18 protein-coding genes are annotated in these 14,595 nt (G+C 36.5%); 8 read left to right on the top strand and 10 right to left on the bottom strand.

Going from position 1 to position 14,595, the window contains the following annotated elements:
- Positions 1-35: 35 nt before the first annotated feature.
- Positions 36-638 (bottom strand): murein L,D-transpeptidase catalytic domain-containing protein, encoded by a 603-nt coding sequence (locus tag ACFO3N_RS17665; RefSeq protein ID WP_129053235.1) that lies wholly within the window; start codon positions 636-638, stop codon positions 36-38.
- 440 nt (positions 639-1,078) lie between these two features.
- On the opposite strand from ACFO3N_RS17665, the gene ACFO3N_RS17660 reads away from it, so the two are divergent.
- From ACFO3N_RS17660 to ACFO3N_RS17635, 6 genes are all read left to right on the top strand, one after another.
- Positions 1,079-1,492 (top strand): hypothetical protein, encoded by a 414-nt coding sequence (locus ACFO3N_RS17660; protein ID WP_281632461.1) that lies wholly within the window; start codon positions 1,079-1,081, stop codon positions 1,490-1,492.
- Entirely contained in the window at positions 1,482-2,171 is a 690-nt protein-coding gene (locus ACFO3N_RS17655; RefSeq protein ID WP_281632460.1) for a VIT1/CCC1 transporter family protein, read from the top strand. The genes ACFO3N_RS17660 and ACFO3N_RS17655 overlap by 11 nt, the downstream gene beginning before the upstream one ends.
- A 112-nt stretch (positions 2,172-2,283) precedes the next feature.
- Complete coding sequence (locus ACFO3N_RS17650) at positions 2,284-2,721, top strand: thioredoxin family protein (RefSeq protein WP_379799930.1); 438 nt, start codon at positions 2,284-2,286, stop codon at positions 2,719-2,721.
- Complete coding sequence (locus tag ACFO3N_RS17645; RefSeq protein WP_241687382.1) at positions 2,705-3,655, top strand: FAD:protein FMN transferase; 951 nt, start codon at positions 2,705-2,707, stop codon at positions 3,653-3,655. Before ACFO3N_RS17650 ends, ACFO3N_RS17645 begins: the two co-directional genes overlap by 17 nt.
- Positions 3,652-3,885, top strand: a complete 234-nt coding sequence (locus ACFO3N_RS17640) for a DUF4266 domain-containing protein (protein WP_129053231.1) — start codon at positions 3,652-3,654, stop codon at positions 3,883-3,885. The genes ACFO3N_RS17645 and ACFO3N_RS17640 overlap by 4 nt, the downstream gene beginning before the upstream one ends.
- 17 nt (positions 3,886-3,902) lie before the next feature.
- A complete protein-coding gene (locus ACFO3N_RS17635; protein WP_379799928.1) occupies positions 3,903-5,087 on the top strand; it encodes a DUF3570 domain-containing protein in 1,185 nt (394 codons plus the stop codon).
- A gap of 430 nt (positions 5,088-5,517) precedes the next feature.
- On the opposite strand, the gene ACFO3N_RS17630 is transcribed toward ACFO3N_RS17635, so the two are convergent.
- The 9 genes from ACFO3N_RS17630 to ACFO3N_RS17590 form a co-directional block, all read right to left on the bottom strand.
- Entirely contained in the window at positions 5,518-6,159 is a 642-nt protein-coding gene (locus ACFO3N_RS17630) for a hypothetical protein (protein WP_379799926.1), read from the bottom strand.
- Position 6,160: 1 nt separating this feature from the next.
- Complete coding sequence (locus ACFO3N_RS17625) at positions 6,161-7,195, bottom strand: D-alanine--D-alanine ligase (RefSeq protein ID WP_379799924.1); 1,035 nt, start codon at positions 7,193-7,195, stop codon at positions 6,161-6,163.
- Between the two features lie 11 nt (positions 7,196-7,206).
- Positions 7,207-7,917, bottom strand: a complete 711-nt coding sequence (locus ACFO3N_RS17620) for an NRDE family protein (RefSeq protein ID WP_379799922.1) — start codon at positions 7,915-7,917, stop codon at positions 7,207-7,209.
- Positions 7,905-8,393, bottom strand: coding sequence for a DinB family protein (locus ACFO3N_RS17615; RefSeq protein ID WP_379799919.1), 489 nt, complete (start codon positions 8,391-8,393; stop codon positions 7,905-7,907). The genes ACFO3N_RS17620 and ACFO3N_RS17615 overlap by 13 nt, the downstream gene beginning before the upstream one ends.
- 23 nt (positions 8,394-8,416) lie before the next feature.
- Positions 8,417-8,779, bottom strand: a complete 363-nt coding sequence (locus ACFO3N_RS17610; RefSeq protein ID WP_379799917.1) for a DoxX family protein — start codon at positions 8,777-8,779, stop codon at positions 8,417-8,419.
- A 9-nt stretch (positions 8,780-8,788) separates the two neighbouring features.
- Positions 8,789-9,247 (bottom strand): YHS domain-containing (seleno)protein, encoded by a 459-nt coding sequence (locus ACFO3N_RS17605; RefSeq protein WP_379799915.1) that lies wholly within the window; start codon positions 9,245-9,247, stop codon positions 8,789-8,791.
- Between the two features lie 9 nt (positions 9,248-9,256).
- Positions 9,257-9,850, bottom strand: coding sequence for a peroxiredoxin-like family protein (locus ACFO3N_RS17600; RefSeq protein WP_379799913.1), 594 nt, complete (start codon positions 9,848-9,850; stop codon positions 9,257-9,259).
- Between the two features lie 90 nt (positions 9,851-9,940).
- Entirely contained in the window at positions 9,941-10,618 is a 678-nt protein-coding gene (locus ACFO3N_RS17595; RefSeq protein ID WP_379799911.1) for a Crp/Fnr family transcriptional regulator, read from the bottom strand.
- A gap of 933 nt (positions 10,619-11,551) precedes the next feature.
- The gene (locus ACFO3N_RS17590) at positions 11,552-12,112 is read right to left on the bottom strand and encodes a fasciclin domain-containing protein (RefSeq protein WP_379799909.1); all 561 of its coding nucleotides are present in this window, start codon (positions 12,110-12,112) and stop codon (positions 11,552-11,554) included.
- Between the two features lie 588 nt (positions 12,113-12,700).
- Between ACFO3N_RS17590 and ACFO3N_RS17585 the strand changes: the two genes are divergently transcribed.
- Both ACFO3N_RS17585 and ACFO3N_RS17580 read left to right on the top strand, forming a co-directional pair.
- Positions 12,701-13,231, top strand: coding sequence for an RNA polymerase sigma factor (locus tag ACFO3N_RS17585; RefSeq protein WP_379799907.1), 531 nt, complete (start codon positions 12,701-12,703; stop codon positions 13,229-13,231).
- Positions 13,231-14,019, top strand: a complete 789-nt coding sequence (locus ACFO3N_RS17580; protein WP_379799905.1) for an anti-sigma factor — start codon at positions 13,231-13,233, stop codon at positions 14,017-14,019. Before ACFO3N_RS17585 ends, ACFO3N_RS17580 begins: the two co-directional genes overlap by 1 nt.
- Positions 14,020-14,595: the final 576 nt, after the last annotated feature.

Raw genomic sequence — 14,595 nt, 5'->3', positions numbered from 1 at the left:
GTGTAAAAAAAATATGCTGCTGCGGCTGACCAATATCAATAATAGACCGAAAGCATAATTTTTGTAGGAGAGCTTTCGATGATTTTTTCAAGCCTTTTAAAAAAAGCTTCGTTTACCATAGGGCATCCATGGCTGTTGATGATATAATACCCCTGCTCTTCGGAGGGAACCTCTTTATAGCAATGCAGCACAATGGCACGCTTCATGGCATTGCTGTTGGTCGGGTCCAGTCCCGCAAGACGGTAAGCTTTTCCAAAAATGCCTTTATAAGATCTCTCCACAGAATATCTTCCAAGAGAGGTGCAGTTGGATTCAGGCATATTGCTGAACTGTAGAATGTCTCCTTTAATGCCGGTCTCCGAGCCTTTTCCATGGGCCACCAGTCCCTGGTCGATAATCTGGCCATGCTCAAGATCGTAAACAAAAAAACGGTTTTTCCCCGACTTGATCTTCATATCCACCAGAAAAGCAATTCTGCTGTTGTACTTAGGATTTGAGGAAATGAAGGCTTTTATGTCACTGACATGATCAGTGAGCCTTGCCAGTTCAAGCTCATCCAGCGCATCTTCCCGCTCTGAAATATGGAAAGAAGAAAAGGAGCTTAAAGAGAAAATCATCGCAATAAAAAATAGTCTCATATACTGTAAGCTGTAATTTAGTAGTGGTTGATTGCATATGAATATAAAATGAAATGATGCTGCATAAATTAAGTATGCATTTTCATAATTACCATTTCTTGCGTTAAAGATATCATAATTTTTGCAAAAATCAATACATTGTAGCCTTTTTTCTCTTGCACTGCATATAAAAATCCGGGACCTTGCCGCGTCACTCCCTTGTCATATTCAATTAAAGACAATACAGTTCTCAAACCAGCCCGCATGTTTATTTGGTTATTAACAACCCTGTGTGCAAAGCTTTCAGGTCCTTTGCAGTCTTGCTTTGATTGCAGGCTGACATGCGACGATATGGAATAAGAATACGATTTCCTGTTAAATTTAGAATCATTCTAATGGCCTTATCGCCATATCCAAAGAGGATTTAAGCTAATTTTATTATGAATTTCAAGCCGCCTTAAATGAGTATTGCTGATAAAGACCGTATGCAGAGAGTCCTTATGGAAATAGATAATAAAATCAACAGTTTGAACAATCAGAAAATAACTGCTTTATTTGATGCCATGGGACTCAGGGACAGAGAAGATATCCCCAAAGATTTCCTTGACTGGGAAAGCATCCTCATTGTTGTACCCAGCCGCAATATCCTGAATGAAATCAAAAATTTCAAAAATTCAATCTCCGGGATCTCTTTTGTGGTAAACCCCCATGCGCAGCAGATTCATATCTATGACTTCAACGAATGGAAAAACAGCACCAGAAATAAAACTCAATTCCAGATCAGGGAAATGATGAAAACCAATTTTGGCGGTACTCAAAAAAAATCTGAAGACCGCGACTGGGTAAAACTGCTAAATAAAAATTATGGAATCTGAAATTCATTACATCAACAGAAGCGGCTGGCTAAGGGCCGCAGTCCTTGGGGCAAATGACGGGATCCTTTCAACCACGAGCCTTACGATCGGTGTTGCAGCAGCAAGTGTAACCCGAGAACCTATTCTTCTCGCTGCAGTGGCAGGCCTGGTGGCAGGCGCCCTGTCCATGGCAGCAGGCGAATATGTATCAGTTAGCTCGCAGTCCGATGTTGAATCCGCTGATCTGGAAAGGGAAAAAATGGCCCTAAGGGATATGCCCCAGGAGGAACTGGAAGAATTGGCAGAGATTTATATAAAAAGAGGGCTCAATGAAAAATTGGCCAGGCAGGTGGCTTCTGAACTAATGGCTCATGACGCCCTAGAAGCCCACGCAAGGGATGAATTGGGGATCAACGAAATCACGCAGGCCAATCCCCTGACTGCCGCCTTTGCATCGGCAGTATCTTTTATCATTGGAGGTTTTCTTCCGCTGCTGGTGGCAATTTTTGCTCCCCTTAAAGACATGATTTTTTATCAATACGGTTTTTCGATTGTCTTTTTGGCTTTTTCAGGAATATTGGCCGCCAAGGCCGGAGGCTCAAATATCCCCAAAGCAGTCCTTCGGATCTGCATCTGGGGCACCTTTGCTATGGCAGCCTCAGCCCTGGTCGGATATATTTTTGGAGTCCAGACTGCCTGAAGCAAGAAAACAGGGCTTATAACCGCTTAAAACATTAATCTAATCTTAAGCGAACCGCAAAAATAACAAACCATACCTTTCGTTATTTCGTATATATCAAAAAAAGAAAAAGATGAAGCTGATTACTTTATTCCTTACAATGGCAATGGCGTTTTCCATAAACTGGGAACCCGATTTCAATAATGCGAAAAAAACTGCGGAAAAAGACCATAAACTGATCCTTCTGAACTTCTCGGGCTCAGACTGGTGCGGTCCATGCATTGTGCTTCGCAGGGATTATCTCGAAGGCCAGGGATTCACCGATATGGCAAATGAAAACCTGGTGCTGGTCAATGCTGATTTTCCAAGAAAAAAGAAAAATATAGGAACAGCTGATCAGGTAAAACGCAACGAGGATCTGGCCGAAATATACAACAAGGAAGGAAGCTTTCCCCTGACGCTTCTTCTTGATGCACATGGCAGGGTGATCAAAACCTGGCACGGAAAACCCGATGCATCGCCTGAACAGTGGACTGCCGAAATAAAAGCGATCTGTGAGAGCCGAAAATAACATAGCAAACAAGCAGAAATATTCGAAATCCCTAAAACTGATGGGCAACAGCTTTACCATAACAGTTGTTGCCGTGAATGAAAAAACAGGAAATGAGAATATCGATCTGGCCATTGAAGAAATCAGACGCATCGAAAGGCTTCTGACCACTTTTAAAGAAGACAGCCAGACCAATCTGATCAATGATAATGCAGGAATCAGGCCCGTAAAAGTGGATCTGGAAGTCTTCAGCCTTATCGAAAGGTCTATCGGAATTTCGAGAATCACACAAGGTGCATTTGATATTTCATACGGAAGCATCGACAAGAGCCTTTGGAATTTTGACAGAACCATGACGAGCCTTCCTGATGCCCAGACCGCTCTCAAAATGGTACACCTTATTGATTACCGAAATATCATCCTTGACAGGAAAAATACGACCGTATTCTTAAAAGAAAAAGGAATGAGGATCGGTTTTGGAGGTATCGGAAAAGGATATGCCGCAGAAATGGCAAAACAAATCCTTATAAAACATAATGTGCAGAGCGGCATCATCAATGCCAGCGGAGACCTTTCCGCCTGGGGACTGCAGCCCGACGGCAGGAAATGGACCATCGGGGTGGCCGATCCCGACTCGCCCAATGCCGCTTTTTCTTATATGGAAATATCCAACAAAGCTGTGGCGACATCCGGCAACTATGAAAAATTCGTGACCATTGACGGAAAAAAATATTCGCATACCATCGACCCAAAAACAGGTCTTCCCATAACTGGAATAAAAAGCGTCACTATTATAGCTTCAAATGCAGAATTTGCTGATGCAATGGCCACTCCAATTGCTGTTATGGGCATCAAGGCAGGCTTGTTTCTAATAGATCAGATCCCTGATCTGTACTGCATAATAATTGATGACCACAATAAAATTTACACATCCAAAAACATTAATCTGAAATGAAAAAGCCAAAGCAAAAAATTCCTGCACCATTATGCGGTACTGCTCTTGCCGTGCTGCTGCTTGCCTCCTGCTCTTCTGTGAAGGAATACCAGAAGGGAAAACTCAACGATTCTGAAATGGTGCTCTCCAACAGGAAAATCGAAAAGACCGAACTCAGTTTCCAATCCTACCGCGAGGGAGCTTCCGGGGCGAATTCAGGAAAAAGCGGCGGTGGCTGCGGCTGCAACTAATATTCATACGCTGAAAAATGAAAAGAATATTCATAACAGGATATGCCTTATTGGCGTTGTTCCAGTTGAGGGCGCAAAACGTTCCCGCTGATTCAACGGCTTATAAAAGCAAAAAATTAAAACTCGAAGAGGTGAATCTGGTATCAAGCTATTACAAGCAGGACGGAAACAATTCTGCCGTTACAGGCGGAATCGGTTCGGAGCACCTTACCGATATTGCCAATACCATTGATGTAAAACTGGTAAAGTACGGCCAGACAGGGATCAAGCATACTTTTGATATTGAAGCGGGAATTGACCATTATACTTCTGCATCTTCAGACATGATTGATCTGAGTGCGAACTCATCTGCATCCTCTTCTGACAATCGCTTCTACCCTTCTTTTACTTATCTGAGAGAAAATGAAGAGAAAGGAAGAACTTACGCTGTTGGAGTTTCCTCTTCAACCGAGTTTGATTACCAGTCTTTTGGAGGGAATATCGCCTTCTCTCAAAAAACCAAAAACAAAAACGGTGAATTTACAGCCAGGTTTCAGACTTTTATCGATCAGCTGAAACTCATTGAGCCTGTTGAACTTCGTCCATCTGGAAGCGAGGGCTACGGCAGTGCCAGCCGAAATACTTTTGCCGGGACCTTGAGCTATTCCCAGATCATCAATAAAAATTTACAAATATTGCTTGTAGGAGATGTAATAAGCCAGAATGGCTACTTAAGCCTTCCTTTTCACAGGGTTTATTTTGCTGACGGCTCTGTTCATCAGGAGAAAATGCCTGACACCAGACTTAAAATTCCACTTGGCATCAGGGCCAGTTATTTCTTCGGGGACAATATAATTATTCGTGCCTATTACAGATATTACACAGACAACTGGAGCCTGAAAGCGCATACCGCTGATCTTGAAATTCCGGTAAAATTGACCCAGGCCTTTTCACTAAGCCCGTTTTACCGCTATTACACCCAAAGCGGAACCAAGTATTTCAAGCCTTATGGCCAGCATACAGCCGATGATGAATTCTACACCAGCAATTATGATCTGTCCAAGTTTGACAGCAGCTTCTTTGGAATGGGAATGAAATTTACTCCTCCAAATGGCATATTTGGTTTAAAACACTGGAATACTTTGGAGATTCGTTACGGCCATTATACCAGAACCACTAATATGACCTCGGATATTATCAGCATCAATATTAAATACAAATAAAATTAGAATAAAAACAAGGAGCCCGATTTTAACTATCGGGCTTTTTATTTGTTTGAAACAACTCTATGGTTTTAAATCAGAAATAAATCAATTTTTAGCTCTGATGGAACAACAATCAATTAATTCATGCCGTACAATGAAAGACAATCCTGCCTTAACTCTAACAATCTTCCCAAATCCTAAATAATACTTGCAGAATTGTATATTAGTTAACTGGCATAAACCAATTGAGTTTTTATATTTTTTTGCATCAATCCCCAACAGGAGATCTAAATCAAATTTACAAAGCCAATGAAAGGCAGACATTACATGTAGTATGCCAATTTCTTCAAATCATCCAAAAATGATGTTTTAATTTGTCCCGTCGAGCTCACCGCACAGCCAAACGGCGCCAATTGAAGACAATTGAAGTATATATTCATAAATCAAACTAGGCTTTAAAGTATTTTCTATACACCTTATATATTTGAATACCTCCTAATAAAATAAAAAAAAGGGGAATAAAAACTGGAATTATGAAGGTTGAAAACTGATTTGTTTTTTGAAAAAAAGTCTGCAAAACCACAATCAGGCTCAACATTCCTAAAAAAACACCAGCCAAAGTTCCTGCAAGATAATAGTATTTTAAATTTCTTTCTGCTTCGATATATTTTTCGTTGAGTAAATACAGATTACAGCTTGCCCAAAATGGCAATTGCAAAAAATTAAAACAGTTTAAAACGATACCAATTACGAAGGGCGAATAGATTAAATAGTTTTGAAAAGTATATGTTGATTTTGTGGTTGAATTGAAATTGAAATAAAAAACAAAAGCCAGAACAAACAAAAATCCTACGGCAAAAAAATCAATCAGCTTCATTATTTTTTTATTGTTTAGGAGTTGTTTGGCAAAAAGCAGCGTAAAATAAATGGCCAGACTTTCTATAACTATAACTCCAAATAAAAAGAAAACTAAATCATGAAGTCCCGATTTGGTATAAATTTCTAATCCGACAAGATTGAGATATCCTAATGGAATTGATCCCAGAAAACTTATCAGAAATCCGACTAAGATATTTTTTAAACTTTTCATTTTAAAAATTCATGATTTTATTGTTTTGCACCAAATGCAGTTTGTATTCGAGCATTCCGACTTTGTAATCTAAATATGGAACGCCCATTTTATGGTTTTCAACGCTTATTTCATACATATACCTAATATGACGCGCCAGTTCTTTCCATGCAAACCAAACCGAATGTTTCGGATCATATATATGTGTCGGTTCGCTCGCTGCACCATTAAGTTCTACAATCTGAAAATTTTCTCCTCGCTCCAGTTCCTCAAATGTATTGTACATGATATCAAAACGTCCGAAATAGAATCCCGGAATTTGCATGGCCACTTCATTAATGGTTTTCGTTAATTCTGGAGTAATCCAATCGCTTCCGTCAAGAAATTTTGCGCCTCGTGCATGATTGCCAAACGGAACTAAATTTAAGGTTTCGTCTTTTTGCAAAATTCGGTGCAGCTGTTCTCCGTATTCTTCTTTTAAAACCTGCAGCTGAAGTTCAAATCTTGGCGTTTTTTTGATTAAGTCTTCAATTGTTGCTTCTCCGTCTCCGATTACAATCAGAAATTCTTTTGAAACAATTCCAGTAATTTTTCCGTTTTTTTCAAGTGGACTGCGGACATAAAAAATGCCTACTTCTTTTTTAAATGGAATAAGATCCTGAAGTAAAAAATCAAAGTTCGCTTTATCTGCATATTCCTGAAGTTCCGCAACCGTCTTTATTTTTTTTACACCTGAGCCGCGCAGACCAATATCCGGTTTTGCAATTAACGGAAAATGAATCTCTTTTTCGGCCAGTAAATCGACGATGTTTTTTAAATCTGAATTCTCACGAATCAAAACGGTATTTGGATAGTATTTTTCAGGCAGCAGATCGTAAATCTGTTTTTTGCTTTCCATCATAAAACCACCATTTTTTATTCTGGGATTAGAGGCATTAAAGAAAAAAAAAGATCTTGCTTTGATGGCATAATATACCCAAAGAAAATAAATCGGAATATAAAGAATTTGAAAAGGCCAGTATTCCCAATTGGTTACTTTATGAAAAAATAGCTTCATTTGTTTCGGTTTTAAATTCGGATAAACGAGGTTGAAAAATCTTCTGTTTTTACTAAATCATAATATTTCATTGCGCCTTTGTTCTGCTCAATCACAACTTGGGTAACGCTTAACGTTTTCATTAGATTTTCTCTATTAATAATTAAACCGTTTTGAGAATCATCGCTTTGCGTATTTTTATGAAAATCGAGCATATCTAAAGGCGAGATTTCATTTTTGTCTTTCAAAAAATCAAAAAACCAATTCGATCGTTTTTTTCTAATTTCTTCCGGATATAAAGTAACCGACGACCAAATATAATTTTGAGTTTCTTCGAGCTTTGTTTTTCTTTTGTTGGAACCATCCCAAATCAATTCGTATAAAACTTTTTCCTGATACAAAACCAGTGTAAAGGGTTCAATGCTTTCGAGATCAATTTGTGTCCAAAAATCTTTAGGCGAATCACTTGCTATCATATCCAGTACAATCAATCCACGGCTTTTGCGGTAGGAGAGTTTCGGATCGTGTTTTATAATCCCGCCATTTAATAAAACCAAAACAGTTCCGTTTTCATCCATTGCAAACCAGGTTCCTCCTGCTTTTGCATCTTTTGGATACATTACTTTTTTTCTGTTGTGACTGTAATTTCTTGGCGCAATGGCACTGGGACGAATTACTTTTTCATCCCGGTTTGAAGTAAGTATCGCAACTCCATTATTATTTACAAAACTTACTGTACACATTGTTTTCTGTATTCGATAGTCGAGCGCGCTACGCCAAAATCATCTGCTATTTCAACATTCTCAAGCTGCAGTACAGCCACTTTTATTAATGCCTGATGATGCACGCAATGTTCCAGATTATAAAGCAGTTCTCTGTAATAATTACTTTGAATTCGCATGGTAAGACCGTCTATAAGCTGTTCAATAAACAGTAATTTATTTTCGCTTTTCAGTCCTCTTTCAATTTCAAAAATGCATTGTTTTGCAAATTCGGTTTCGGTTTGAATTCTGTTGTCTCTTTTTCTGCTATCATAGTTTAAAACTCCAGCATCGTATCCGTTTTGAAGACATTGAAACATTTCAAGAATATGTCTTACATGTTCGCCAATAGTCGAATTGCTTAAGGCTTCGCAGGGTTTTATATATTCTTCTTCTGATAATTGATTCAATAAATCGATTAACTCATCTAAACTGTGGCGTATTGATTTTAGTAACATAACTTTTAATTTAGAAGATTAGACTATTTGTCTTTATTAAAATAAAGCAACCCAAGACTGCACAATAAGGTAATGAGCGCCAAAGTAAAAAGTAAACCGTTGTCGTTTTGAACCACTATTCCTAAAACAAATAAGTGAGACAGAATCGCTCCAGTCATAATTCCGCTGGAAATAAGAGCGCCAATCCAGGTTGTTTTGGGAATTAGAATTAAAATAACCGCAATCAATTCGGCAATTCCGGAACCGATTCTTCCGTAAGGTTCTGCGTCTAAAGCCGAGAAAATATAAACACTTTCTTCTGCTCCGCTGAATTTAAAAAACAAGGTTTGCAATAAAATTACCGAAGCTGTTATTTTCAAAATCCAGATTAAAATTTCTTTTTTCATGGCTTCCGGTTATTTGTATATTTTTTTCCAGTTAGTATCGGCTTGCTTTTTTAAATTATTCTCGTCTTTGTTCCAGCTTTTCAAGGTGTTATTAAAAATAGCATTGTAAAACAAATAGAGTTTGCCATCGATAATTTTAAAGGTTTCCGGATTTATTTCGACTTTTTCTCCGGAACTTCCCATTGCATAGGCGCACCAACCGCCGTATTGAGGTTCATATTTGGATGGATTTTTCAAAAAAGCATTTTTATTTTCTGCCGATGAAAAATTATAAGTCACAGCCTGATACGCAACAGAAAATTCTTTTTTTCCTTTAATTGCTTTTCCCTGATTAAAATAACCGACAGGATCATAACCCTGAATAGCAACTTTATTTTCTAAATTATACTGGCTGATTCTTTTGGCATCGTTTTGAGCAAATGAACTTCCGGTAATTAAAATCAATAACAATACTACTAGCTTTTTCATCTTTTATTATTATAAGTTTTTTAATACCGATACCAATAATTCTGTCGTAATTCGCTGTTTGATATTTGGTGAAATGTATTCAAAAAGTACAACAGCTTCAGTATTGACAATAAAAACGGAAGGAACAGGCAGCAAACTGGTATTGTCCCCATTAGAATTTACGTTAATTACCGTTTTGTAGTTTTCCGGAACCCGATAAGCAATTCCTACCGCTTTTATTAAATCTCCTTTTGAGTCAGAAAGCAAGGTATATTTTACTTTGTCTTTTTCTTCGGTAATTTTTAAATTCTCCGGAGAATCAGAACTTACAGCAATAATTTGATAGCCCAAATCGATAATCTGCTGTTCCGCTGCAGCCAATGCCTGCAAATGCGCGTTGCAATACGGACACCAGCTACCGCGATAAAAAATGAGAACTGTTTTTTTCTTTTTAAGTAATTCGGAAAGATCGAAAGCTTTATTTTCAGCAGTTTTTAAAGTAAGGGCTGGAATTTTCTCTCCAATCAATAACGGAGCAATATCAACCGCAGATTTCGCAACCTCGTTTTGAGCATGTACAGCCGAAGTGATGACTGCAACAAAAATTAAAAATATTTTTTTCATAGTATATCAATTTACATCTTTTTGATGATGTAAAAGTATTGCACTATGAAAAAGCAAAATGTCGGCTAATTTACACTTCGCCTAAAATAATTATAACTTATTGATATCCGGAATGATAATTTCTTTTCTATTGTAGCTTAAAAGCTGATTGGCTTCCATTTCATTCAATAATTGTGTAGCGGTTTGTCTGGAAGTACAAATGATTTGAGCAATATCATTTTGGGTTAAATAATTTTCAATTGCAACGGAATTTCCGTTTTTAACGCCGTCTTTTTCTGCCCAGTCCTTAAGAAACTGAAACAGTCTGGTTTTGGCATCTTTAGAAATTAAATTGGCATAACTATTTTTGACGCGCTTCATTTTCAAACCCACAAATTTAGTGTACGAAATGGCCAATGTTGGATTTCGAAGCAATAAGTCTTCGAAATCAGACATTAAAAAACTGCAGATTACAACATCATCAGAAAGTACTTTGGCATATTCTTCGACTTTATTGTCGATTTCTAAAGTCAGTTCACCAAATAAATCTCCTTTTTGAATAATGTCTTTTATGGTTTCATTACCCTTATCATCAATGGCAACGATTTTTATGTTTCCTTTTTTTAGTAAAAAAATTCGAGGTACATCTGAAGAAGAAAAATAAATAACTTCGCCTTTTGAAGCTTTTTTAAAACCGGTAATAATGCACAATTGTTTAATCTGAGAATAGCTCAAAGTTCTAAACAATTTATGATCTCGCAAATACCAATATTTTAATTCATCATACATAGAAATAAGTTTTCTTGCTGTAAATGTAATTTAAAAACCATAAACTTTTTATAATAATTAACTCTTCCTGATTTTATCTGAAAGTTAAAAAAATAGGCCGACAAAAGGCGACTTAAATATTGATTTTTTTTATAAAGAACCTGCTTTTTTAAAAGTTCCGAAAATCAAATAGATTTATTATTAAATCCCAGACGGTGGTTCACAGCGCCAAGGAAAGACAATTCTATATTAAGTATAACAATCTTTTCAAATCCTCCATTATATTTGTTGAATTTTATATTAGTCTACTGCCCTAAACCTTTTTAGTTTTTATAATTTTTAATCAATATTCAACATCACATCTAAACCAAATTTACATAGCCAATGGAAGACAGGCACTACATATAGAAAGCCAATTTCTTCAAATCATCCAAAAATGATGTTGTAATTTGTCCTCTCCCTCACTTAAGGAGACAACTAGCAAATAGTTGTCTCTTTTTTTATACACAAACATATAGATTTTTCAAGTCTTCACAACCTAATATTTATGGTTTGATTTTTTCACAGGAAATTCTTAGTCTGTTTGAAATAAACAGTCTTAAAGTGGTGCTATCAGAAAATTAATCGAAGCCGAACGATGATTCAAAGTCCCGTTAAGGATATAGTTTTTTTTTATCGTTTATCGTAATTTTTTCGATATTAAATATTGTTAATTCAATTGCGGTTAAAAATTGATTTATTTCTAACGACAGGTCTTTTTCCAAATGACTACCTAAATATCAAGTAATTGAAATAAAAATACAATAATTTTATGAAAGAATAGCTTTGTTATAAAATCAAAAATTATTACATCATATCTAGTTAAAAACATGCATCGGTTCATATTTGCTGTTTATCTACAAGTCATAAAAAAAGCCCCGAAATTTCAGGGCCTTTATATTGAATAATTACTTATTACATCTTAGGAAGCAGCACCGTATCCACGACATGAATTACCCCGTTAGATTGGTTAACATCAGAAATGGTAACTTTTGCCTTATTTCCGCTCTCATCACTTATATATAAATCTTTCCCCATCATCCAGGCTGTTAATGTTCCCCCGCCTACTGTTTTTAGAACTGCTTTTCCTTTTCCTTTTCCTGCTTTAATGGCTTTCGCAATATCAGAAGCATTCATCTTTCCAGCTACAACGTGATAAGTCAAAATAGTCTGAAGCATTTTCTTGTTTTCAGGTTTTAAAAGTGTTTCAACTGTCCCTTGAGGCAATTTGTCAAAAGCTTCATTTGTAGGAGCAAAAACGGTAAAAGGACCTTTGCCTTTCAAAGTCTCTACAAGATCAGCGGCTTTTACAGCGGCAACTAAAGTAGTGTGGTCTTTGGAATTCACTGCATTTTCAATAATATTTTTATTAGGATACATGGCAGCCCCACCAACCATAACAGTTTTCTGCGCAGATACTGTAAAACTGAAGCCCAATATTAAGACTGCTAATGCTAAAAATTTTCTAGTTTTCATAATTACATTTTTTTAAAGTTATACAGTCATTTACGCTGTAAAATGATTTATGGTTTTTAATAAAAAAACTTAAAGCAGAAGAAAATCAGCTGAAAAAGAAGTAAGCTTCTATAGCACAGTGGCATAGCAGGCCGAAAAAAAATAAAATTTCTTCTATTTTTTTTCGGCAAACTTTTTTTATTAAAAAACATGCCTGTTTTTAAAACCGCTGCTGCTTAAATTTCGTTAATAAAAAATTGTGCGTACGGCATTAACCTTATTAAAAACCTAGATTATGAAAAACGAAGTTAAAATTCAGCAAGTTATCTATACAAAACACAATCCATACACAATCCATCGGTAAGATACTGCAAAAATTAGATTTAATAATTTTCATATTCTTTACTTTCATAATAACTTTTGTTTATGGAAATAGAAAAAGCAGCACTACTAGACAAAACATCAGCAAAACATAAATTCCCGAGAATTGGCAATTTGAAATTTAAACCTTTATTTCATCTCCGGACTATTTGCGTAAAAAATAAATTACCTTTATCAGGCATTACCACATTATAATTAAAATTTATTCAAGCTTTAAAATCCAATCCTATGAGCCAAGAAGAATTATTGGTATTAATCCGCAAAAAAGATGAAAAGGCTTTCACCCATCTTTATGATATGTATTCAAAAAGCTTGTTTTCGGTCATAAATGTTTTAGTGAAAAACCGGGAAGAAGCCGAAGATGTCCTGCAGGAAGTCTTTGTAAAAATCTGGAAGAGCATCGATATGTACAGCGAAAGCAAGGGCCGGTTCTACACCTGGATGCTTAATATTGCAAGGAATACATCCATTGATAAGCTGCGGTCCAAAAATTTCAACAACACCCAAAAAAACCTTTCTTCGGATAATTTCGTAAATCTCTTAGATGATAGCAGTAAGCTCACAAATAGAATAGATGCTATAGGAATTCAGGAATTCGTAAAAAAACTGAAACCAAAATGTATCGAGATTATCGATCTGCTATTCTTTAAGGGATACACCCAGCTGGAAGCATCCGAAGAGCTTGCCATGCCGCTGGGCACTATCAAAACACAAAACAGAAACTGTATCAACGATTTAAGAAATTATTTAAAGATATAATGAAAGCGAATGAATATATTGAATCAGGCACTTTAGAACTGTACGTTTACGGCCTGCTTACAGAAAAAGAGAATCTAGAAATTGCCGAACTGGCCAGAGAAAACCCTGAGGTTGCAAGTGAAATCATTGCTATAGAAAAAGCTGTTTCAGCCTTGTCATCGAGCTTCTCACCTTTCCATTCGGTTACCAATTTCGAGAAAATAAAAGCGCGCTTAGAATTTAATCATGGCAAAGTTGTCGATATAAAACCAACATCCAACCGTTCGCAATATTTGGGCTGGGCAGCTGCGGTATTATTACTGTTAGGTTTTGGTTATCAGACTTTAGAATTGACAAAATCTAAACAGGCAGTCTCTGAGGCCGGAGGTGAAAAAAATAAAATTGAAAGAGAATATGCTTTTTTAGATCAGCAGAATAAACAGACGGAGAAAAACCTAAGCATTGTTAGAGATATTAAAAACACCAACGTTACTCTGGGAGGACAATCCGTGTCCCCGTCATCATTTGCAAAAGTGTACTGGAACAAAGAAACAAAAACGACTTATATTGACGCGGCAGGTCTGCCAAATCCTCCAAAAGGAATGGTTTACCAGGTTTGGTCTTTAAAACTAAGTCCAGTGCTTACCCCGACAAGTATTGGTCTGCTGGATAATTTTGAAGGAAACTCTCAAAAAATCTTCGCCGTAAGCCAAACAGATTCAGCTGAAGCTTTCGGCATCACGCTGGAACCTGCAGGGGGAAGCCTGACACCTACAATGGAGCAGCTTTATACTTTAGGAAAAGTTTAAACCCATTATCAGTCCTAACTAAAAAGCGCATATTGACCCTGTTCAATATGCGCTTTTTGAGATTTAATACTAAACACTTTATCCAGACATTACATACTGCTATAATTCTGCTGGCTGAAACGGATACCCTTTTTTTCTGCAAAAAGCTAAGGCCGTGTCAATATGAAAGGGATTACATTTGTGCCACAAAAGCTAAATAGCATAAAGTAATTCATACAGCCAAAGAAAGATAATACTAACTTAAACATTCTTCTAAAATCCTCAGTAAATTTTGTAAATTTATATATCAGTTTAATGCGATGAAACTATTGATTTTTTACAACTTTTGTATCAATCCTACTCAGGACATCCAAACCAAATTCATAACGCCAATGAAAGACAGACATTACATATAGAAAGCCAATTTCCTTAAATCATCCAAAAATGATGTTGTAATTTGTCCTGTCCCCGTCACTCAGCCAGATGGCGCCAATTGAAGACAATTGGCGCCATTTTTTCATTTACACTAATAAATACGGTGGCTTTGAGTCATTTTTGCTTTTATTTTCTTTCTCTAAAATAATAGAAAAATTGCTT

The sequence above is a fragment of the Flavobacterium chungangensis genome, assembly GCF_042654045.1.
GTDB lineage: Bacteria > Bacteroidota > Bacteroidia > Flavobacteriales > Flavobacteriaceae > Flavobacterium > Flavobacterium chungangensis.
The sequence above is the reverse complement of the archived record's forward strand: the minus strand, read 5'-3'. Positions and strand labels throughout refer to the sequence as shown.